This window comes from Bacillus cereus group sp. BfR-BA-01356 (assembly GCF_022663635.1).
Lineage (GTDB): Bacteria > Bacillota > Bacilli > Bacillales > Bacillaceae_G > Bacillus_A > Bacillus_A cereus.
On sequence record NZ_JAKUFX010000071.1, the window covers coordinates 1 to 22,118 of the forward strand.

Here is a 22,118-nt window from a genome sequence, read left to right on the forward strand (position 1 = left end):
ATTTTACATAAAATACTGGTCTAGTTTCGTGATGTCTTTTTTAAGCAATTTGTCCTTTGATAACTTCAAAAGATATTATTTTTCAGTTGACATACTACCGCAGGTCTTTTCATACCTCTTCTATCGCTATTTCTTATCTTTTTCAAGCAATTCAATGATTCGATCTAGCTTCTGGTTCATATTAATCACGTGGCGTTTCTTTGCAGCACTGCTTTGTAATACTCTTCTAATAAACAAAGTAAATGATATGAAAAACAAAACGATAAGTCCGATTACTAAACAAGTATATATCAATGTAAAAATATCGCTTTCGAACAAGTTCATTCCACATTCACATCCTTATCCTTTTATTTTATCACATAATTCTTAATATTCAAAAGTAATCAATCAATAAATAAAAAAAGCACCTTTTACAGGTGCTTTTTCCCATTGCTTAATACGTAAATGTAATTGTCGCTAATGAATAACCCGCCAATGCACTATAAGGCGCTACTTGATAAGACACACGCTTTGCACCTTTTGGCCAATTTATTTCATTTAATACTTTCTTTATATCTTGCATCGTCCCATCCATGGACTGCTTATATCGCACTTCTACTTTTTCTGGTTTGGCTGCAAACTGTTGCTGCAACTTTTGCTTAAATTCATTATAATTTTCTGCTCCGTATTCTGCAGATAAGTATTGTAAATTTGTTTCTTTTAACATCTGCTCATATACGACAGTTTTTGAGCTACCAGCTTTTATTTTGTTTGTTAATTCACCAAAATAACTTGTAGTTGCTGCTGGATATTTACTACGATCCCAGTCGTGATCTTTACTTAACTGTTCGTCAGACATGTTAAAATATGAGTAAGTTACACGCCCTGCTTTATCTGGTACTGGATCATCAAATGTAGTATCTAGGTGATACCATTTGTTTTCAATGTTCACTAAATTCCACGCGTGAGCTTGTCCGTTTCCTGTGCCTGTTACAATATGATTTTGAATACCTGCCTCTTTTAACAACTCATACGTTAATAATGTATATCCTTGGCAAACGGCAGAACGATTCGCTAATGCTTCATATGCTGTATACGCTTGATAAGACGTATCATAAGACACATGCTTAACAACGTAATCGTGAATAGCTTTTACTTTCTCATGCTCATCCATCCCTGGTTTTACAATTGATCCAACAATTGATTTCGCCTGAGCTTTTACATATTGAGTTTGTTCTTTTGATTCACGGTATTTTACTTGCAGTGTAAACGTATAGTCCCCTGGCATTCCTTTAATAGAATATCTAGTAGACGCTACATTATATTTTACATACTCATCAGCATCTACAATTTTATTAAACTCACCATACAATTGATCCATAATATTTCTAGCATTTCTATCTTTTGTTTTATATGTGATTGTAATATTTTCTTCTCGATTATCAATCTGTTTTTTTAATTCTTTTCTGAAATCATCTAATAACTTTACATCTGATTGTGCTGTCACTGTAGTCGGATTTGTAGCTGCATAAGATACAGATGACGCTTGCAAGCCTCCCATTACTATAGTTGAACAAAGTGCGGCAGCTGTCACATACTTACTTGTCTTTCCCATCTTGTCACTCCTTATATTCTATAACTATACGAAAAAGTATCGTATAGTTTCAGAGTATACAATACTTTTTCGTATAGGTCATATGAGATTATGCATATTAACTAATTCACATAAAAAGGTTGTTCTTTTTAAAAGAACAACCTTTTTTCATTAGCATGTTTGTAATACACAGCATGTATTTTCAAAACGTTGATTTTTCAAATCTTCATTACTAATACAGAAATATAGCATCCCTAGTTCTCCCCAAACCATATTACAATTTTTATGATCTGAATCAATTTGGAATAAAAGAGTCATTTGCTGCGGGTCTACTCCCATATATTCTCCTGTCTCATATAACACTTCTTCTTGTACAGAGAATGGCTCACCAAACATTTGATGGTTATCGTAGTTATCTGGAATTAGCTCTTCAAGTAATTGCAAGAAACGATCTGAATCAGCCTCATCTTCAATGAAAAGTTCTGGTAATTTGTATGTCAGTTCAAAAGTAATTGCACACTGGTTATATTTCGCTTGTATTTCATTTTCTCTTCGTAATTGCTCTACAGGAACATCATAATAAAGTACACGCCCAGCTTCTGTTAGATTCACATTTTCTTCAAAATAATTTTCAATGCAAAAGAAATACAGCATCCCCGTCTTAGGAAGATTGTGATTCATACCAACGTTTTGTAAATCACTTAAGTTAAATTGCGCGATAAATTGTAGTGGATTTCCTTTATGCTTTGGATATTCAAATAAAGCTGGTAGATCAGGAACTCCTCCCATTTTCGAACTACCTATCGCAACAGTTCCCTGCTGCTTTGGCACAACTTTTATACAAGGAAATACAGTATTAATAAGTTCTTCTTTCAAGTGTGTTAGTTCATATTTATCAATTAATACTTCAATTTTTTTATTCATAAATTCTCCTTACATTTACATACTTATTTATATCATAGTACAAAGATTATACTTCATTCTTTACAAAATCAACAAGCCTCCCAAAAACGGGCTTATCCTTCGTACGCGAACAAGTTTAAAAAAGCATACTATACATTGTTCCTACAAACACGATAGTTCTTTAGTTCTTCCAGTACATTTTCCCCTCGTTCATTTTTATTTTTAATATAAGGAGGAATTCCACATGGGTTACGGATATAGTTGCGGCGGTTACGGTTACGGCGGTAGCTGTGGTGGTTGTGGTTACGGAGGTTTCGCTTTATTAATCGTTTTATTCATCCTTCTAATCATCATCGGAGCTAGCTGTTGGGGCGGCTTTGTAGGCTGCTAGTAAACTTAAAAACCATTGTAAAAAAGCACGTACAATACGTGCTTTTTTGCCATTTCCAAATCTTTTATTTGAAAGGAAGTATGTTTAATGAAGATCGATGGTGTTTTTGAAGGAGGCGGTGTACGCGGTATTGCACATGTTGGAGCAATTTGCGCATTAGCCGAAAAAGGTTATGAATGGGAACGTGTAGCTGGAACATCAGCTGGTGCAATTATCGCGGCACTTGTAGCGGCAGGATATTCTTGTTCAGAGCTAAAAACGATTATAACTGATATCGATTATAACAAATTTACGAAGAAAACCTTTATTGACAAAATCCCCTTTATCGGAAAAGGACTAAGTGCATGGACTACTCTAGGTATATACTCTAATGTATTTATAGAAGAATGGATTGAAGAATTACTTCGAAAAAAAGGTGTTCATTTATTTACTGATTTACCGGATCTAAACAAACTCAAAATCATCGCTTCTGATATTAGTAATGGTAAAATGGTTGTCTTTCCTGACGACTTACCAAACTACGGATTTTTAAATTATCGCTTCTCTATCGCTAAAGCGGTAAGAATGAGTAGTACAATCCCCTTCTTCTTTGAACCCGTAAAATGGAGAACTCCAAAATGGAAGCAGCCTTGTTATATGGTTGATGGAGGAATTCTAAGTAATTATCCAATTTGGATCTTCGATTCACCTACCACTCCTCGCTGGCCGACTTTCGGATTTCATTTTGTAAAAGATGAGATTCAAGCTGATCCTGCTCACTATAACGAGCCTATTTCCATGTTCAAAGGACTATTTAAAACAATGATGCAAGCTCATGATTTACGTCATTTAGATAAGGAATCAAAAGCAAGAACGATTACAATTCCAACAGGAACGATTACAAGTACTAATTTTGAACTGACAAAGGAAGAAAAAGAATGGCTTTACAATTCTGGTTATAACTCTGCTAATAAATTTTTACAAGCTTGGAACTTTAGGCAATATATCGATGAATATAGAAAAGGAAATCAAGACCGAAAGACAAATCGATTTTTTCGTCAACTTGACTCATAATATTATTACTTTGCGTATAAATACGAGAACGTTTAACAACTTAATAATAAATAAGTCTAGTAATTTCTTATATTACTAGACTTATTTATTATTATATAATCTCGTACATTGTTTAAGGATACGTTAACCCTTCGGCTTCCTCTGCAGTAATAACTATGTAACGATTTCCCGTTCTTAATCCTAACAGTTCTGCTTTTTCAATCGCTTCTTGCTTCGTCTCCGCATAAGCAGCTAAATATTTTTCTCCATTGATCATTTGGCAAATTACATATTGTTTCATTACTTTCTCCTCTTACTTTTTCATTAGTTGTGCAAGTTTTTTTATACCTATTTCAATTTCTTCTAACGTTGCGTATGAATACGATAGGCGCAAAAATTGATTTGCACTTCTATCATATAAAGTACCTGGGTTTAATAAAACCTTTTCTTGCAGAGCTTTATCAAATAAACTGCGATATGAAATGGTTACTTTTATATGTACCCATATATAAAATCCCCCTGTTGGTTCATGCCAAGTTGCTATTTCACGAAGATATTTATCTAACATTAGTAACATAAAATCTCTTCGTTTTTTCAATTCACTTCTTACAAAGCGCAAATGCTCATCATATAGACCATTTGTAAACCACTCTGCTGCAATTTGCTGGGATATAGTGCTTGAACCATAATCTGTTTGCATTTTTATGTCTGACAATCTTTGAATTACTGGCTCAGGTCCAACAATCCATCCAATTCTTAACCCTGGACTAATTACTTTGGACATGCTTCCAATATGTAGTACGATTCCGTTTTTATCATAGGCTTTTAAAGGTTTCGAACAAGGTGCATCAAACCATAAGTCTTGATACACTGCGTCCTCTATAATAGGTAATCCAATTTCATTACATATTTCCATCACTTCTATTCGTCTCTTCGCATTCATACTAAAGTTCGTTGGATTATGAAAAGACGGGATTGTATATAAAATAGATGCATTAAATTGCTTCTTATATTTTGTAATATATGATGTATTTAAACCGTTCTCATCCATTGGTATTCCAATGAAACGCATTCCTGCGGATTGAAAAACATTAAGCGAATATAAATAGGATGGTTTTTCTAATAAGATGGATGCCCCTTTTGGAAGAAGCCCCATAGAGATAAGTTGCAGCGCTTGAATTGCTCCTGAAACAATTAATATAGAGTCCGGAGATACACATATAACATGCCCCTTTAAGTATTCGGAAATCTTTTCCCTTAAATAAAAATTTCCTTTCGGCTCTTCATACCCAAGCGTCACATTTGACTTTAAAAGCTTATTCATAATTTCTTTCATCTTTTTCTCAGGTAAGAGACTCGGCGCGAGCTCACCTGTTCCTAATCGAATTACATGTGGATAAAATTCAGCTTGATTAATCTCCTGAATAGCTGGGAGATTCGGATAATGAAGTCCTGTTTCTACATAAGACTGCCAATTAGGCGGAGGTGCGTAAGTTGAAGCATTCTCATTATTATTTACAACAATTGTTCCTTTCCTGCCATTCCCTTCTATGTATCCCTTTGCAACTAGTTCATCGAAAGCCATTACAATTGTGCTTCGATTCACACCAAATGTATGTGCCAAATCTCTTTGTGAAGGTAATTTCGTTCCAACGGTCCATTCTCCATTAACGATCCTTTCTTTTATATACGTTTCTATTTGTTTATACAGAGGAGTCGCTAGAGACATATTCGGTTTCCAAACGAATCTTTCCATTATATCACCTTATATTCTTTTTGGTTGGTAACCTCCCCAACCATATGGATGGATACAAATTTTCATTTCTTCTATACAATATACACTATCATAATGAATTAAAATAGGAGGTAATATGATGAGTGAAGCAATTATTCATGGTATCATTCTTGCATTTGGACTTATCATTCCATTAGGTGTACAAAATGTTTTTGTCTTTAACCAAGGTGCGAGCCAACCAAACATTTGGAGGGCAGCCCCTGTAGTATTAACTGCCTCTATATGTGATACGTTACTCATATTGATTGCAGTGCAAGGTGTCTCCCTTGTACTCCTTACTTTTTCTTGGCTAACTAATTCGTTATATATAATTGGATTTTTCTTTCTCCTATACATGGGCTTTGTTATTTGGAGAAGTAACCCTTCCAACGATGTAAAACAAGAAAAAAGTATGCCCTTAAAAAAGCAAATCCTTTTCGCAGCATCCGTTTCGTTATTAAATCCACATGCTATTTTAGACACAATCGGTGTAATTGGAACAAATTCTATTCAATACATAGGAAGTGAAAAATGGGCTTTCACACTTGCAACTATTATCGTTTCTTGGATTTGGTTTATAAGCTTAGCGTTAGCGGGGAAATTTCTAAAAAGACTAGACTCAACCGGAAAGACAATTTTATTATTAAATAAATTTTCTGGTCTCATCATATGGGGTGTCGCGCTTTATATGTTAAAACAAGTTATTTATTCTTAATGAACGAAAGAGAATTGCATGTTCCTCAAAACATCATGCAATTCTCTTACAAATTATGAAGTAGGCTCTGGTTTCTGTTTTAACGTCTTTGCATCCTTTGCTGGTTTAATCCAAATGATTGCTATGACAGCACCAATGGCAGCGAAAATACTTGTCAAATAAAACACTTCATGGTCCGCCCCTTTCATGAAAAAAGAATATAAAGGTGGTCCAGCTGCTACACCGATAAATCGCATTGAACTGTAAAATGACGTAACTGTTCCCCTTTGCTCCTTTTCAATTCCTTGTGTAATGAGGGCATCTAAACATGGGAGTGCCATACCAATCCCTATCCCCATAATAACGAGACAAAGAAGTAGTAAATAAATCCCTTTTATAAATAAAGGAATGATGACTGATGCAGCTGCCATTAAAAAACCAATATAGATACACTTCTTCATAACATTTTGATTATCTCCAATTTTTTTACCGGCCATATATGAACTAAGTGACAGTACAAGTAACGGGATAGCAAGCACACACCCTTTCCATATACCATGAATGTCATACTTTGATTCCAGTATAGTCGACAAATAAAAGAGAATTCCGAATAAAATAAGCATAATAATTGCACCTAATGCAAAAATGGCAATTAACCATCTTCCTTTTTCTCGAAACGTAGACAGAATAGATTTTATAAACTCTTTAAGCGGTGGTACTTCTCCTTCTTGTTTCTTTGCCTTTACTAGAACAAGTAATAAAACAATTGATACTACGCATAAAATTGGAATCGCCCAAAATGGTAAGAACCATACAACGGCAGCAAGAGCAGACCCTAAAATAGGGCTCAGCACTTTCCCAAATGTATTGGATGTTTCTATGATTCCTAAACCTGTACTAACTTGTTTTTCGTCTTTGTATAAATCACCAACACACGGTATAACAACTGGCATTGCACCAGCAGCACCAATACCTTGAATCGCTCTACCAATCAATATCCAATTGTAGGGATTATCAACTTTCCAAGATACCCAACCAGTTATCGCTCCTCCTATAGCTGCAATCAGCAAACTCGGAACCATTACCATCTTTCGTCCCCATCTATCTGATAAATAACCAGCAATCGGTATAAGTAGAATGGCTACGATAGAGTAAATTGTAATAATCATGGATACTTGAAACGATGAAATATGTAATTTCTTTTCAATAGTCGGCAGAATTGGGATGAGCATTGAATTCCCTAATGTCATAACAAGTGGAACTGATGCAAGCGCAATTAAACAACAGTTTTCTTTTTTTAACATGTTGGCTTCGAAACCTTTCATCATATATTTCTTACCATATAATAGCCCCGCTGGAACGTAACTTTTCATTCCACCAGGGCTATTACATCTTTACTACTTCCCATTCACAACAAAAGAAATTGGGGAAATTATAGTATTATTCCTATTCTTTGAATCCAGTTCACAATATATCCATACCAATTAATTGAAAAAAAAAAGAAAGGAAGAATCCTTCCTTTCTCCTATAACCTTCTACAATTAGCGAGTATATCCGCCACCAAGTTGTTGTTCTGCCATCGCTACAAGGCGTTTTGTAATTTCACCGCCTACAGAACCGTTTGCACGTGAAGAAGTATCAGCGCCAAGTTGTACACCAAACTCTTGTGCAATTTCATATTTCATTTGATCTAAAGCTGCTTGTGCTCCATGTGATGCTAATTGATTAGAATTACGATTTCTAGCCATTACCAATCACCTCCTTATTTATATATAAATTGTGTTAAATTCAAATTAAAATACATGGAAATTTTTGGTTATTTTTTACCATAAAAAAAGAGCCTCTAAAACGAGACTCTCACATCATTTCACATTACGAAGTTACTACTTCTAATTTTCTATTTATTAATACTTTCATTTCTTCTTTTAATATCTCTTTTGCATTATGTCCAAACCATTCTAAGGAAGCAAAAAGATCCGTACCTCTCACTTCCTGAATAATCTCATCATAATTTACAATACCTTCAAATAACGGAACCATACCAATACGACTTCCTGCTGCAGCATATACATTGTTAGGTTCAAACACATGCAAATAATCCGCTGAAGATATATTCTTAAAATGGTAATGTAGTGTCCACGGCTTTAATCGATGGAAACTGTCTATTGGATCTGCGCCAGACTCCCATATATGAAGAAAATCAAGATTTATTTTTAAATTCGGATGATTTACTTCTTCTAATAGTTCTATAGTAGAAGGCAATGTGTCCGTTAGTGTATTGGGATGTGTTTCTAACAGCACATACATATTGTGCTGAGCAAACACATCACAAATCTTACGTATTCGCTTCACATACTCTTTTCTCTCTTGTTCCGAGAAGTCCTTGCTCCCTTTTTGCCCAGCAAACGTGCGAATTTTATTCGTATTAAACCAATTAGCTAGTACTACAAGTTGTTCACTTTTCTCTATCGTTTTTTCAAAATCTGCTGATAATGATATATCTAAGTAATCACTTATCATCGTAATTTCTAAGTTTTTATCCTTTAGAAAAGTCAATTCTCGTTCTGTCGTTTCGCGTTCTTGTATATACAAATTTTGTGCATGTGTCCCCCACAATTCAATTCCTTCAAAACCGTTTTCATATGCAAATTGAACAATATCAGTAAATGAAATTAATTGATGACGAAATGAAATGGTACATAGCGAATATTTCATAGCATTAAACTCCCCTATCTTAAATTCAGTTAGCTTATTAAAGAGTTGCGACAGATTGATTTGTTTTCATACCTTTCCATGATAGAAACTGTCTCTCTAATTCCTTCTTAATCTGCAGTTCAATTGCATTCATTTCATCCAGTTTTTCAATAATTGATACTAGCATACCTTTATTATTCGTCATTGCCATTTTAATTGCACGATACTGTACATTTGTAAATCCTTGTACAATATCCTCTACCCGATCACACCAATAATCAAATTCTTGCTCCGAATATTGCAACGTTTCACGGAAGTATGCAAAGGCATGCTCATAACTATATTTACGAATTGCAAGTACTGGTATTTGTTTTACTGCTGCTACAAGTCCAGAAAGCGCATATCCTTCTTCCTCATTTGCCATTTTTACAATTAATTTTTTCAGTTCCATAGTCAGTTCATTGTCGTTCTTTTTGAATGTTTCTGTGAAATAACTAGCTACTATTTCTTGCGTTGGCTCCCCAATTCCTTCTATATCAATGAAATACCCTCCACCAAATGGGTTATCTTGAATAGAGTGAAGTACTTTTTCTCTTTCCATATTTCCTTCCCAACGAAAATCTGGATCTAGCATGAACCACTCTTCTTCTTTCTCTGTTTTTGATATCATTAAATAATGTGGAAACGGTTTTTGATGAAATTTATTTTCCCTCTCTGGTAATAGAGACATATCAACCATTACAATGACATAACGATTTTCCGGCTTGTTTTCTACTAATTCTAAAAACGTTTCTACATTGCTATCTTTATCTTTTGCATGATCATACCATTCGTTTACTTTAATACCGTACAATTTTTCAAACCAAAGTAAATAATGATCATGGTTAATGTTTTCAGAGTGATATGAAATAATTCCGCCTTCTGTTATATCAAAATCTCCATCCCATAGTCCAAAATAAAATGGACGAAAATCAATGTCGCTACGCCTTTTTATAATTTCACAAAAACAACTCACTAAACAGTGCACTTTAATTGAAGTCATACTCTCATCCACTTTCCTAAAGGTTAGTTATTCACATTTACTTCCTGTAACGGCTCTAACTCCTCCATAAAATCAAGCAAAGATCCTACAGTAAGAAATGCCTTTGGATCTACCTCATCCTCTGGAACGCATAGCTTTACATCCATTTCTATGTATACAATAAGCTGTAACATCATTACCGAATCTATATATAAATCTTGATTTAAGCGCATCGTTTCTTCTAAATGTGTTACATTTTTCAGTTCCATTTTTTCTATCATAATTTTTAACACGGCATTCTTTAACGCTTCCCGTCTCATGTTGTAACCTCTCCCATCTCTAGTAACTTTCTACTTACTTTTCCAGTTTTATTTTTAGGAATTTCATTTACACTTTCAATTTCATACGGAACTTTATAAGAAGGTAAGTGCTGAATACACCATTCTCTTATTTTCACTGGATCAACATGAGAGATCACTTTCGCTTTAACTATTTCGCCCATCACAGGATGTTTCCCTCGATATACAATTGCCTCTTGCACACCTTCCAATCGAAGCATCGTTTCTTCTACCTCTATAGGAAAGACTTTTAATCCTGAAACATTAATTACATCGTCCATACGCCCCATAAAATGAATGCCACGCTCAGATTTATAACCTAAATCTTTCGTGAAAATTTCCTTATCATTCATTTTCACGACAATTTCTTCCGGTGCATTTTCATCTGAACCTATGCTAATACTTGCATGAGGTAGAGGGTTTCCTAAATCTAAATGGCTTTTCATATCATGACATATACTAATACAACCTGCTTCAGAACAACCGTATTGCTGCATCATATATGTTGTCATTTCTTTTAGTTTATAAAATAGTGCTTCTGGCAAAGGCGATCCTGATGTCATAATTTTATGAAACTGGAACGTTCCTAATGGAAAACTCCCCATAATGTGTAACATAAGTGGTACTGCATATATGATATGTTTTTCTGTATTGCGAACTATATTTAATGCGAATTTAGGATTTTTGTTCGTAATGATTACAGGTTTGCTCCCCCTCGTAATTGCTGATAACGTACCACATATTAGTCCGTATGAATGTGAAACAGGAGCCATAACGATTGGCACTTCATCTACTTCACAGTTTAAAGCTTCATTATAGGCAGTAATTTCTGTATCAACTTCCGTCCATGCTCTACGAATCAGTTTCGGTTCTCCCGTAGTTCCCGAACTATATTGCAATAAAGAAGGCTCTTCTAGTAAAAAGTTCCCTACTTCTAATTTTGTAAAATCGCCATATTCTCCATATAAAACTCCTACACAATTTGCACGCTTTGCCATTTCAATAACCGTTTCTTTTGGCGTATCTTCATGTATAAGTAATACTGATGATTTCTTTTCTTTTAAGAAAAACACAAGCGTAATAATATCGAATGGATCTTTCAGACAAAGTGCAAATCTATTTCCTTCTGCTTCTTGAAATTGTTCCAATTCCTCATAAACTTGTAATCTCAAATTAAAATCACTTTTGCTATACTCTTGTTTATTAACGATTAGCATAATTTCCCCCTGTAACAATTGATTTTTGTTTCATAAGTTTTCTTACTCTATACAATGGATTTGGAACTTCATGAACAAGCGATTCCACATCCATATATAATCGACGTTTCGTTAATTGTTCAGCATAGAATGTAGGTGCATATAATTGAATATTTTTAAATCTACCTTTCAAATGTGGATATATTCTTAAATGATCTTCAATTTCTTCAACAACCATCATCCAAAAATGTTCTTCTTTCAATCCATATTCATCCGCAAGTACGAATGCTAATTCTCCTAAATTAAACAGGAATAGTGCATCTAACACCATCTCTTGCAAACATTCAATGCCATCCATTTCAAAGAAATCATTCATTTTTCCATTCGCATATGTTTTATGCATTTTAGTAAAGTCGGGACATTTGTCAACTTCTTTCAAATATGGACGATAAAACTCAAGCCCTTCATGAAAATCCTTTAACGCAATACGAACAGGCACCCCTTCTTTATGGACTAGAATCATATTTTGTCCATGTGATTCCAGTGCGATGCCATGCTCTACAACAAGATGTATAACTGGTATTATCGCTTTTTGAATAAGTAATTGTAGCCAATCCTTCATTCCATATTTATTCAACCACGCATCAATAATTGGTGTACCATCTTTCTCTTTAGCGTATAAACCATTAAAAGGAATTGCATCCTCTTGTGCATCTAAATACTTATGAACGCTTTCGCGCCAAATACATCCTAATGAACCATATATAGCTTTCTTATTCGTGTCATACGTTACACTTAAAAACTCACTTAACAAGATTAAACGTGCTTCATCCATTAAATAGGCGTCATTACTTACAACATCATTTAACCAATTTGATATTACTGGTGCACTCACAACAGAGTATGGTTTCAGCGTACGAAGTGTTGAAGTGTTGAGTAAATTCATCGATAATTTAACGTACGGTTTCTTTGGACTCGTAATATTTCTTAACGTTCTCATTGACTGTTGCGCGCAATAATCGTCCTCTGATGTTCCTAAATAAATAATAAATTTACCCTGTATATGATCCGCATAATTTGAAATGATGAAATTCTCCCACTGCCATGGGTGAACAGGTATAAACACGTACTGTTTTGGATTACATCCCTTATTACGAATTCGTTCCATAAACTCTTCTAATTTACGATCGCCAATCTCCTCTTTTAAAAGGTTGTTATACATCACTTCATTCTCATAACCTACAGTCGCATAATTCTTATGTGCTGCAATCCATATGAGTTTTATTGGCTGCATAAATTCATAACCATATTGAAAATTGTCACGATATTGAAATCCAACACGTGCTTTATAACTAGGATGGTATGGATGGCCATCTATTAATTGGCTTTCAAACTCATCGTAAGATTTTTGAGTATATTCTCTCTTATTATTTCTTTCATATTGTGCAATCGTGTCTTTAAATATTGTTTGTTCTAATTCGTGCATAAAAGAATCTAATTTAGCTTGTTCTACACTAGTAACCCGAAAAACTTCTTCTAGAAATTGCGAGACAGACTGTATTTCTTGCTGTTCATCTTGAACTCTTACTATTAATGAGTCTAACGAAATACGTCCAAATGTCATCCGTTCCCTGCCATAGCATTTGTACGTGACACTTTTGTCTTCTTCATCAAGTCCTTGTATTAGAAAAAGAAGTTGTTCTTCTTTTTCTATGCGAACCGGTGTAATAATCCCCTCATAAATTAACGATTCTACTAATTGACGTAGCACTCTTCTTCGTACTGAAATGTAATCTTCTGATTCGAGCGCCTTCAATACTTTCGTATGATACATGTCCACTCTCATAAAACCCTCCACCTTATGACAAAATACCATTATTTGTATTACGTGAAATTTTAACGTTATTTATGAACGAACAGCCACTTCTCTAACGAGTGGATTATGTACTTGCACATAAATAGCTTGCTCCAATGGATTACTTAACTCATCGACATCGAAAAATCTCGTTAGTAAATTTGCTTTACACGCTAACTTATCTTCGTCCAATAATTCTCTTAAAAATGTAGAAGGTTCCCGGTTATATGGAAGAAATGATTCAAGTACAGACCTTAATTCCGAGAGAAGAATTTCCTCCTTAATTAATCCTGCTGTGCCAAAACCATTAATGAGGCCAAACATATGATTGAAAATTAAGTAGTAACGAAATCTCTCATCCACAATATAGTCGTCATATAAATTTCCAGTACGTTCTCCAATACCAGCTAATTCATTATTAAGCATCTCTTTCATTGAGTTACAGAAATAAAATCCTTGATTATCACGGAAATAATATTTGATCGGATAACCATCTTTTAGCTGAACAACGCTATTTTGCTGATGAGCTTCTAATGCAACACCATACTGTAAATACATCCATACCATTGGCTTTAAAGAAATATTCATATATCGTCTAAACCACTCTAAGCTTACTTCTTCACAGCTTTTACTTTCTAAATCTGCTAGGCGATGAATAATATTCGATAACCGCGTACGCTCCCCAGGTATAGCGTCTTGAACTAGCCCAGCAATTAATGTTGCGTCGTTTGCATGTTCACTATAAAAAGGATTCTCACGAATAATCACTTCAAATCCAGATTCTTGTGTTCCATAATTTAATGTAATAAAGGCTGGATCACAAATAAAATCAAATCCTGGAAATCTTTCTCGTACTTCACCAATAGCCGTATTTAACATTTCCTTCCCTTCAAGACCACTCTCAAGTTCTTTCAGTTTATTAATACGCATTGAATTCGTTACTTTCACCGGAAATGAAAACTTAAGCATATACTTCGAATTGGGATGATATAGCGTCCTTAGTGATGATGTTGCCATATAATACTTACCTACAGGACCAATATACTCAAGCAATTCTTGAACTATCAAATCTTGTACGTAAGCTTGATGCAAGAGCCATTCTGCCTGAAGCGGATGAATTGGAATTAATGCATATTGATCTTCCTTACAGTACTTCGCTATAAATTCCTTACTAACCATCTCATCATTACTTAATTCTTCTTTTATAATCATTGTTGTAGAATCTGATAATAATGATTTTTCATTTACTATACTTTTATGTGCCCGAAAATAATGAAGCTGACATTCTCCTTTTAATTCTGGAGAATACATTGCACTTTTCCAATCCAATATCCCCTGTCTACTCTTTGGTGTAGGATGAGTTAAATGCCCAAATAATAAAGACTGCTCCGCTTCTATAAAAGTTGTATGAAAACCGTATAATGCGGATGTATCTTCTATTCTCTCTTTTGTAAATTCCTCAATATTTTGACAACTACAGATAACTCGAAGCATAAGTTCCGCAGGATTCGTTCCTTCTCCGTAGTTGATAGACATCTCTTTTATTAAAAATGTAATAACTGTAACATAATCTGCTGTAATAACAGAATGACTATCTCCAATTTGATAATAAAATTGTTCTCCAAACAAATGGCGATCTGTTGATGATTTATATATAACTTCTCCATACAAAGTAACGTTCTGTGCCGATAGCCGACAACATAAATATGTGGGGACTGTATCTCTATTCAACGTATTACTGAAGATACTCTTCATTCTTTCATCCTCTGTAATCCATTCTCCACTCCCTGTTTCTCTTAAATAACAGTTTAAAAAGCTTTGTAATGTTGCATGTTCTGCGATTTGTTTCGCATGCTGCATGTTGGTCCTCCTCTTTATATTAAAGCTATCGAAATTTTATATAATAAACGATAATTGAATGTCGTTATCAATTATGATTCTAATTGATAATGATATTCAATTAAAGAGTATATTTCAGAATTTTTTTATCTGATTTAATTTTTCTTGTTTTCTCTCTTTTCTTTAATCTAGTTAAAAATACACGAAAAAAATACTCAGTTTCAAACTACATACTTACTATTTTTCATTAGTAATCTATCCAAAATGATTAAACAAAAGAGGTATACCTTAATTGGTATACCTCTTTCAAACATAAAGTTTACATAATAATATTATTTAAGCAAATCTATATAACTTTTTGTATAACAAATTCAAATCTCTCCAACAATACGCTGTTTCTTCTACCCTTACTCTCTCTAAAAATTTCGTATCAATTTTTTCAGGGTTAAATTTTTCATAAAACTTTTTAGAAGGATTATTCGTAACAACCCAAACTAAAAGTGATTGCATATCATTGTTTATACAATCCGATAATAAAGCTTGAAATAACTTTTGTCCTATTTTCATTCCTTGATACTCTTGTAAAAGGTAGATTGCATATAATTCTCCATCACAATTATATGTACCAGTTCTTTCTACTCCCCCATCGACGAATCCAACTATGTCTCCATTTAAACTCTCTGCTACAAATCTAAATTGATGATTACCTTCTTTTTGAAAAATATCTTCCCATTGTTTTTCTCGTTTCTCATATGCTACATTATCTAGAATTTCGTCAGCAAATATCCCTTTATACGTTGTTTTCCAACTATCAACATGCACCTTTGCTATACCTGGTATATCATCCTTTATTGCTCTTCTAATATGTATTCCCATCATTTCTCCCCCTTGTTACTCATCATTATATCAATTTCATTCCTTAAAAATCCAAATAAAAAAGAGTGAATTCACTTCACTCTTTTTTATCACAATTATCTACTTTCCACTTCAACTGAAACTACTCGATCAATCTCTTTCAGGGAACTATATAACTCTGTTGTATATAAATCTTCTGGAGCTAAAATAACCATCTCCAGTTGCTGAAATGCTCCACTATCTATATCTTTAATTTTCACGCGTTTCACATGCATGCCTAAATTTTTAATTTGCTTAAATATACCATCTAACTCATGATGCTCTTTAACAGTAATTTTTATAGATAAATCCTTTTGTCTTAATGAATACGGTCCTGCAATTTTCACAAGTTGCGGAAGTACATTAATCGCTAAAATAATTAAAACCATAGCAACTGTCGCTTGTAAATAGAATCCCGCACCAATTGCGATCCCTAAAGCTGAAGCAGCCCACACCATAGAAGCTGTTGTTAATCCAGAAATAACATCATTACTTCTTCGTAAAATGACACCTGCGCCAAGAAAACCAATTCCACTAACAATTTGAGCGGCCAGTCGCATCGGATCCATATTTGTATGTCCTGGAACAGAATATACATGCACAGATTCAATTGAAACCATCGTAATTAAACAACTTGCTACAGAAATAACCATACTTGTTTTCACACCAAGTGGTTTATTCTTTAGCTGCCTATCTATCCCGATGAATAATCCTAAAAAGAGTGCTAAACCTAATTTGAGTAAAAATTCATATGACATATTCCTATTCTCCTTACTTTACAATGTTTCCCTTAGAATAACTCACTATAACTCTTTTATGATATCAATTCCAGTCTTTTCTATTCATTTAACGTAAAAAACCGAAAAAACATTTATAACGATGTTTCTCCGGCTTTTTATTACACTTTAGATTCTTCTTTATTTCTGATCTTTAATCTTAATTTCTGCACCTTTGTAGAATGCTAATTTACTGTCATTATACTCTTTTGTAAATTTGTTAAACTGCTCTTTCGACTTTTGTGCTTCCACATTTAATTCATTAACAGTTTTAACTTTTTCACCGATTTCTTTTAATTTCGTTTCTTTTACTTTTAATTTTTCATACAGTTCTTTTTCAGTTGCTAACACTTTCGTGTAATTTTCATTCATCTTTTGGAATGCATCATAACGATTCTTATACGACTCTTCTACTGCTTTTGCTTGTTTTTGTAACTTCTTATCTTCAATCTTCTCTATATTACTTTGAACAGATTTCGTTTCCTTCTGTGCTTTTTCTAGCATTTCTTTCTCACTTTTCAATACTTTTTCACGATCATCTACATTTGCAGTAGCTTGCTCTATTTTCTTCACAACTGCTTCATTATGATCTTTACCTTCTTGCAAAATTTGAGCATATAATTCTTGCCCTTGTTTCTCTAACTGCTCTAATTTTTTTGCTTCATCCACTAAAGATTTTTCTTGTGTTGCTGCTGTTTCAAAAGCTGTATATAGATTTTCTTCTGGCTTTTCACCGAAACAACCTGTTAAAAGTCCTACTGATAATGCTCCAACTACTGCTACTTTTCCATACTTCAACGTTCATTCCTCCATTACATACGGTTATCATGCCAGAAGTTCACTGGGAAGTGACTCTCTTCATGATAAGCTTCAAACTCATAACCTTTTTCTTTTAGCCCCTTTAAAATTGCTGGCACAGCAGCAACTGATTGCGGGTGAATATCATGCATTAAAATTACTTCTTGTGGTTTTGTTGCGTTTGTTAATACGTTTTGAGCAATTTGTGCTGCAGCTGCATCAACTGGCATTTTATTGTATCTCCAATCTAATGAATCAATTGTCCAATCCCATACTTTAAATCCGCCTTCTACCACTTTATTTCGAAGACCTTCATTCAATCCAGGCATCGAACCATATGGAGGACGTGTTAATTTAGGTGATTTCCCAATAATATTAGCGATTAAACCTTGATCTTCTTTCATCTCATTTACATACTCGCCATTTTTATATAACTTTGCGAAATTATGTGTCATACTATGCATGCCTACATAATGACCCTCAGCATTTTCACGTTTCACTAAATCAGGAAATTCTTTTACATTCGCTCCAATTAAAAAGAACGTCGCCTTCGCATCATGTTGTTTTAGCGTATTTAATAATTCAGCCGTATATTTCCCTGGCCCATCGTCAAATGTAAGATAAGCAACTTTTCTTTCTTTTCCATTAAAACGACTTGGTGCCGTTTTATTCATTTCAACTTTCGGCTGTTCACTTGCAAGCTGCACTACATTTTCTTGTTTCGCAACAGCTTTTGCTGGTGAAGTAATTGATTGAAACATGTAATACCCAATAGCTACTGCGGCAATCGCTATTAAAACGACTACTATTTGTTTAATTTTTAAAGCTTTTTCCATTCTATCGAATTCCTCTCCCTATTAATCTTATATATAAATCGCCCAATATAATTATACATCTATTTATTTTTATTTCACCATATAAATAGATTTTATTTGTATTATAATGGGAGTTTTATCAAAATTGTTGTTCCTATTCCTTCTTTGCTTGTAACACTAAGCACACCGCCATGAAGCTCTACCATTTTTTTAACGATAGCTAAACCAATACCTGCACCTGCAGCATGATTATTAATTTGGTAAAATGATTGCTCAATATATGGTAAATGTTCTTTAGCAATTCCAATCCCTTCGTCTCTTACCTTAATCACTGCTTGTCCTTCTATTTTAGTCGCTTCAATGTGTATTGTACTTTTTTTATGTGAATACTTAATTGCATTTTGAACAATATTCAAGAAAACTTGCTTTAACCTATTTCGATCTCCCATCAATTCAATTCGGTCTATAGTAGTAATAAATTGAATTTCCTTCTCTTCCGATTTAGGAGTTAATTGCCAAATCGTCTCCTCTAGTATATCGTACAACTGCACCTTTTGTTTATATAAATTAAAATGATTTGATTGTAATCTTGAAAAATCTAGCAATTCTTCTACTAAATGAATCAATCTATCTGTCTCACCTGAAATAATGCCCATACCTTGCTTTATTTCTTCTTCTGTTAAATGATCTACTGTTTTTAACGTCTCACTCCAACCTTTAATTCCTGTTAAAGGCGTTCGTATTTCGTGCGAAATAGAAGCAATGAATTCATTTTTCATCTGCTCAGCCTTATCTATTTTATAGGCCATATAATTTAAACTATGTGCCAATTCACCTAATTCTCCAGGATAATCTTCTTTAATTTTTTGCTTTAATGTGCCTTCTGCAATTTGTGAAGAGGCTTGAATAATGGATTCAATTGGCTCAACAAATGAATTTGCCAAACGTCTACTAATTAAGAAGGCGACTCCCGAAATAACAATACCTACAGAAATAGTAAACGTAATAATTTCAATAATCTTTTTATTTACATTTGTTAAAACAGTCGTATATTTTAAAACACCAATAGTTTGTCCTTGATGTATAAGTGGGCTTAGCACCTCTAGTTGTTTTTTATTACCTTTCGTAGTAACTTGATTATACATTTCACCTTCTAATAATGATTGTGGAATATTCACTTTACCTTCTACCTTTTCACCACTTGAAGATTGTATAACCGAGCCGTGACGATCAATTAACTGTAATTCTGTTCCTTCTAATTGAAAGCTACTAATTATGTCACCACTATATTCTTGTAATCGAATAAAGTATAGTGAATTGTATTCTGAAAAAAAACGTGTACTCGTTTTCGCATGAGACTCTATATATTGCACAATACCATTATAATAGTATCGATAAATTGAGACTGAAAATACAACTTCAAATAATACAAGCATAAGTGTAATGACCGTCATAAAATATAAAGTCACTTTCCGTTTCATCTCATACTTTCCTTCCACACATATCCTTTTCCCCACACCGTAAGAATAAATTCAGGTTCTGATGGATTACATTCTATCTTTTGACGTAACCGTCTCATATTTACATCTACTACTTTCGTCTCACCTACGTAATTGGTTCCCCAAATCATATTTAAAATTTCATCACGCGAAACTGGCTTTGAAGCCTGATTCATTAAATACTGTAATATCATATACTCTGTAGGTGTTAAATCGACTAATTGTCCATCTTTATACAATCTTTCTTCTATAATATTTAACGAAAATGGACCTGACGTAACAATATTCGTTTTTTCTTCATGTACTTCTATTCTTCTTAATAAAGACTGTATACGTGCAGTTAATACTACTGGACTAAACGGTTTTGCAATATAATCATCTGCACCTATTCCTAGTCCTTGCACCTTATCTTCATCTTGTACACGTGCGGTTAACATAATAATACCCATTTTTTTATTTTCTTTCCTGATAGCCTTACAAACTTCTAAACCATCAATCCCCGGTAACATTACATCCAGCAGTGCTATATCAACAGTTTGCTCACTCAAAATCTGTAATGCTTCTTCTCCAGTAGTAGCTTCTATTACATAAAATCCAGCACGTTTTAAATTTAAAACAATAAAGCTACGGATCGTTAATTCATCTTCTAAAACTAAAATTTTTGACATAATTCCCACCTCCTACTCTTGTTGATAATCCGCTAGCGGTTTTATATATGCTTTCACTTTTTCAAATTCCGATTGCTTCGGTACTGCATATACGTGAGAAGCCGTTTTAATTGCTGCGCTGTAGCCTTTTATATTGAACCATTCTTTCCGCTTAAAAATATGAACTTCAAGCCATATTTTATTTGTTCTTGTATCCAAAAACTTTTGAGAATTTGATTCTTTTTGCTGATCTGGTATTGTAATTTTCCCTATTAACTCTTTAGGAATTTTCACATAATACCCTTTTTCTATATCTATATATCGTTCTTCAATTGGTTTAATTCCAGATTCACTCCACTGTATGTAACGTTCAAAAAGCGGACTATCACCATGTGATTTATCCTCCCAACCTTTTGGACGTACAGTACGAACAAATTCAATAATGTCGTCTTCATTAACATCTTTACTTTCTACAACATATTCATTAAATAAATCTTCTTTCCCACCTATAGGTAATACTTCATAATGATCCTGATCAAATTTTGCTACATAAGTTATACCTGAATGAGCGCCAACTCCTGCATCAATTACTACCGCCTTTAGTGATTTAGATATACGCCCCATTTGTATTCTTTGAATACTATTTATAAATGGATCGTATGACACTTCAGATAAAGTCTTAAATTGTTCCATGAACTCAACTGTCAGCTTCTCATCTTTTTCAAATGTAACAAGGCTTATATCTTTCAGTCCATTTTCATTTAGATCCTCTATGAATAACTTCGTATAACTTCGATTATATATTTCCTTCATCTCTTCATTTTCTTCCGAAAAAACATACATAACATGTTCTAACGATTCACGATTTACAGAGATTCCGATTAACAACTCTCTCTTCCCGTTCCCTGTAAAATCACCGACTTCAACGATATCTACATCTCCACCATCAAATTTATGTGTGGACTTTATTCTCCAGCCATTTCCGATTTCTTCATATACGGCTAAATATACGCTATGATCTTCATTCGGCAATTTATAAAATAAGATGGCTTCTTTCTTATTATCTTGTTTAAAATTCATTGACCAAATCATCTGTTTATCTTTGTTAGACATTGGAGTAAGTAAGCGATAATTAACAGGTAAATCTTTATCAATTTGTTCCTTTAATTCATTAATCCATTTTTCATTTGTAGGAGCTTCCATTAGACTTGTTGGAGCTTCAGACATTTTACATCCAGTCAATATAAAGATAATTCCCATCATGCTTAACCATTTCTGCATATGATATCTTTCCTTACCACAAATTTTGAATATGTCCTTTTACTTTTTTACCTATCCATTATACTCATACATATGAGTATAATTTTTCTAAACTAAAA

At 33.7% G+C, this 22,118-nt stretch carries 23 protein-coding genes; 3 read left to right on the plus strand and 20 right to left on the minus strand.

All coding sequences use genetic code 11. The features are described 5' to 3' along the window. Positions 1 to 126: 126 nt before the first annotated feature. The 3 genes from MR168_RS20880 to MR168_RS20890 all read right to left on the minus strand — a co-directional run bounded on the left by MR168_RS20880 (position 127) and on the right by MR168_RS20890 (position 2,497). Positions 127 to 324 carry a DUF4083 domain-containing protein gene (locus MR168_RS20880; protein WP_006929550.1) on the minus strand — a complete coding sequence of 66 codons (198 nt, stop codon included), beginning with the start codon at positions 322 to 324 and terminating at the stop codon, positions 127 to 129. Positions 325 to 433: 109 nt separating this feature from the next. After that, on the minus strand, positions 434 to 1,594 hold the full coding sequence (locus MR168_RS20885) for a transglutaminase domain-containing protein (RefSeq protein WP_000520862.1): 1,161 nt from the start codon (positions 1,592 to 1,594) through the stop codon (positions 434 to 436). A gap of 150 nt (positions 1,595 to 1,744) precedes the next feature. Continuing rightward, positions 1,745 to 2,497, minus strand: coding sequence for a YwqG family protein (locus MR168_RS20890; RefSeq protein WP_001034846.1), 753 nt, complete (start codon positions 2,495 to 2,497; stop codon positions 1,745 to 1,747). Positions 2,498 to 2,720: 223 nt separating this feature from the next. Between MR168_RS20890 and MR168_RS20895 the strand changes: the two genes are divergently transcribed. After that, complete coding sequence (locus MR168_RS20895; protein WP_000540425.1) at positions 2,721 to 2,867, plus strand: YjcZ family sporulation protein; 147 nt, start codon at positions 2,721 to 2,723, stop codon at positions 2,865 to 2,867. Between the two features lie 87 nt (positions 2,868 to 2,954). Beyond that, positions 2,955 to 3,920: a patatin-like phospholipase family protein gene (locus MR168_RS20900; protein ID WP_000686794.1), complete on the plus strand. Its 966-nt coding sequence runs from the start codon at positions 2,955 to 2,957 to the stop codon at positions 3,918 to 3,920. A gap of 112 nt (positions 3,921 to 4,032) precedes the next feature. Here the strand turns inward: MR168_RS20900 and MR168_RS20905 are convergent, their stop codons facing one another. Then, entirely contained in the window at positions 4,033 to 4,200 is a 168-nt protein-coding gene (locus MR168_RS20905; protein ID WP_000816389.1) for a DUF3933 family protein, read from the minus strand. A gap of 12 nt (positions 4,201 to 4,212) precedes the next feature. After that, positions 4,213 to 5,655: an aminotransferase-like domain-containing protein gene (locus MR168_RS20910; protein ID WP_086412387.1), complete on the minus strand. Its 1,443-nt coding sequence runs from the start codon at positions 5,653 to 5,655 to the stop codon at positions 4,213 to 4,215. A gap of 118 nt (positions 5,656 to 5,773) precedes the next feature. On the opposite strand from MR168_RS20910, the gene MR168_RS20915 reads away from it, so the two are divergent. Next, a complete protein-coding gene (locus MR168_RS20915; protein WP_001287303.1) occupies positions 5,774 to 6,388 on the plus strand; it encodes a LysE/ArgO family amino acid transporter in 615 nt (204 codons plus the stop codon). A 53-nt stretch (positions 6,389 to 6,441) separates the two neighbouring features. On the opposite strand, the gene bcbE is transcribed toward MR168_RS20915, so the two are convergent. The 15 genes from bcbE to MR168_RS20990 all read right to left on the minus strand — a co-directional run bounded on the left by bcbE (position 6,442) and on the right by MR168_RS20990 (position 22,020). Then, the gene (bcbE, locus tag MR168_RS20920) at positions 6,442 to 7,671 is read right to left on the minus strand and encodes a bacillibactin exporter BcbE (protein WP_033687723.1); all 1,230 of its coding nucleotides are present in this window, start codon (positions 7,669 to 7,671) and stop codon (positions 6,442 to 6,444) included. Between the two features lie 237 nt (positions 7,672 to 7,908). Then, positions 7,909 to 8,115: an alpha/beta-type small acid-soluble spore protein gene (locus MR168_RS20925; RefSeq protein ID WP_000113545.1), complete on the minus strand. Its 207-nt coding sequence runs from the start codon at positions 8,113 to 8,115 to the stop codon at positions 7,909 to 7,911. Positions 8,116 to 8,239: 124 nt separating this feature from the next. Next, the gene (locus tag MR168_RS20930) at positions 8,240 to 9,082 is read right to left on the minus strand and encodes a sugar phosphate isomerase/epimerase family protein (protein ID WP_000877670.1); all 843 of its coding nucleotides are present in this window, start codon (positions 9,080 to 9,082) and stop codon (positions 8,240 to 8,242) included. A 37-nt stretch (positions 9,083 to 9,119) separates the two neighbouring features. Continuing rightward, positions 9,120 to 10,103 (minus strand): DUF6005 family protein, encoded by a 984-nt coding sequence (locus MR168_RS20935; RefSeq protein WP_000200702.1) that lies wholly within the window; start codon positions 10,101 to 10,103, stop codon positions 9,120 to 9,122. 23 nt (positions 10,104 to 10,126) lie between these two features. Further along, positions 10,127 to 10,402, minus strand: coding sequence for a petrobactin biosynthesis protein AsbD (asbD, locus tag MR168_RS20940; RefSeq protein ID WP_001250560.1), 276 nt, complete (start codon positions 10,400 to 10,402; stop codon positions 10,127 to 10,129). After that, positions 10,399 to 11,637, minus strand: coding sequence for an AMP-binding protein (locus MR168_RS20945; RefSeq protein WP_000909583.1), 1,239 nt, complete (start codon positions 11,635 to 11,637; stop codon positions 10,399 to 10,401). The genes asbD and MR168_RS20945 overlap by 4 nt, the downstream gene beginning before the upstream one ends. Next, complete coding sequence (locus MR168_RS20950; RefSeq protein ID WP_140159401.1) at positions 11,624 to 13,462, minus strand: IucA/IucC family protein; 1,839 nt, start codon at positions 13,460 to 13,462, stop codon at positions 11,624 to 11,626. The genes MR168_RS20945 and MR168_RS20950 overlap by 14 nt, the downstream gene beginning before the upstream one ends. Positions 13,463 to 13,522: 60 nt before the next feature. Further along, positions 13,523 to 15,331 carry an IucA/IucC family protein gene (locus MR168_RS20955; protein ID WP_086412386.1) on the minus strand — a complete coding sequence of 603 codons (1,809 nt, stop codon included), beginning with the start codon at positions 15,329 to 15,331 and terminating at the stop codon, positions 13,523 to 13,525. A 315-nt stretch (positions 15,332 to 15,646) separates the two neighbouring features. Continuing rightward, positions 15,647 to 16,189 (minus strand): GNAT family N-acetyltransferase, encoded by a 543-nt coding sequence (locus MR168_RS20960; protein WP_053564715.1) that lies wholly within the window; start codon positions 16,187 to 16,189, stop codon positions 15,647 to 15,649. 92 nt (positions 16,190 to 16,281) lie between these two features. Further along, positions 16,282 to 16,962: an MgtC/SapB family protein gene (locus MR168_RS20965; RefSeq protein WP_000119510.1), complete on the minus strand. Its 681-nt coding sequence runs from the start codon at positions 16,960 to 16,962 to the stop codon at positions 16,282 to 16,284. Positions 16,963 to 17,121: 159 nt separating this feature from the next. Continuing rightward, entirely contained in the window at positions 17,122 to 17,778 is a 657-nt protein-coding gene (locus MR168_RS20970) for a YkyA family protein (protein WP_000873566.1), read from the minus strand. A 14-nt stretch (positions 17,779 to 17,792) separates the two neighbouring features. Further along, a complete protein-coding gene (locus tag MR168_RS20975) occupies positions 17,793 to 18,614 on the minus strand; it encodes a peptidoglycan-N-acetylglucosamine deacetylase (RefSeq protein WP_000409484.1) in 822 nt (273 codons plus the stop codon). A 101-nt stretch (positions 18,615 to 18,715) separates the two neighbouring features. Beyond that, positions 18,716 to 20,074, minus strand: coding sequence for a sensor histidine kinase (locus tag MR168_RS20980; RefSeq protein ID WP_000824532.1), 1,359 nt, complete (start codon positions 20,072 to 20,074; stop codon positions 18,716 to 18,718). Beyond that, a complete protein-coding gene (locus MR168_RS20985; RefSeq protein WP_000036071.1) occupies positions 20,071 to 20,760 on the minus strand; it encodes a response regulator transcription factor in 690 nt (229 codons plus the stop codon). The genes MR168_RS20980 and MR168_RS20985 overlap by 4 nt, the downstream gene beginning before the upstream one ends. A gap of 12 nt (positions 20,761 to 20,772) precedes the next feature. Further along, positions 20,773 to 22,020 carry a hypothetical protein gene (locus MR168_RS20990; RefSeq protein WP_152121316.1) on the minus strand — a complete coding sequence of 416 codons (1,248 nt, stop codon included), beginning with the start codon at positions 22,018 to 22,020 and terminating at the stop codon, positions 20,773 to 20,775. Positions 22,021 to 22,118 lie beyond the last annotated feature (98 nt).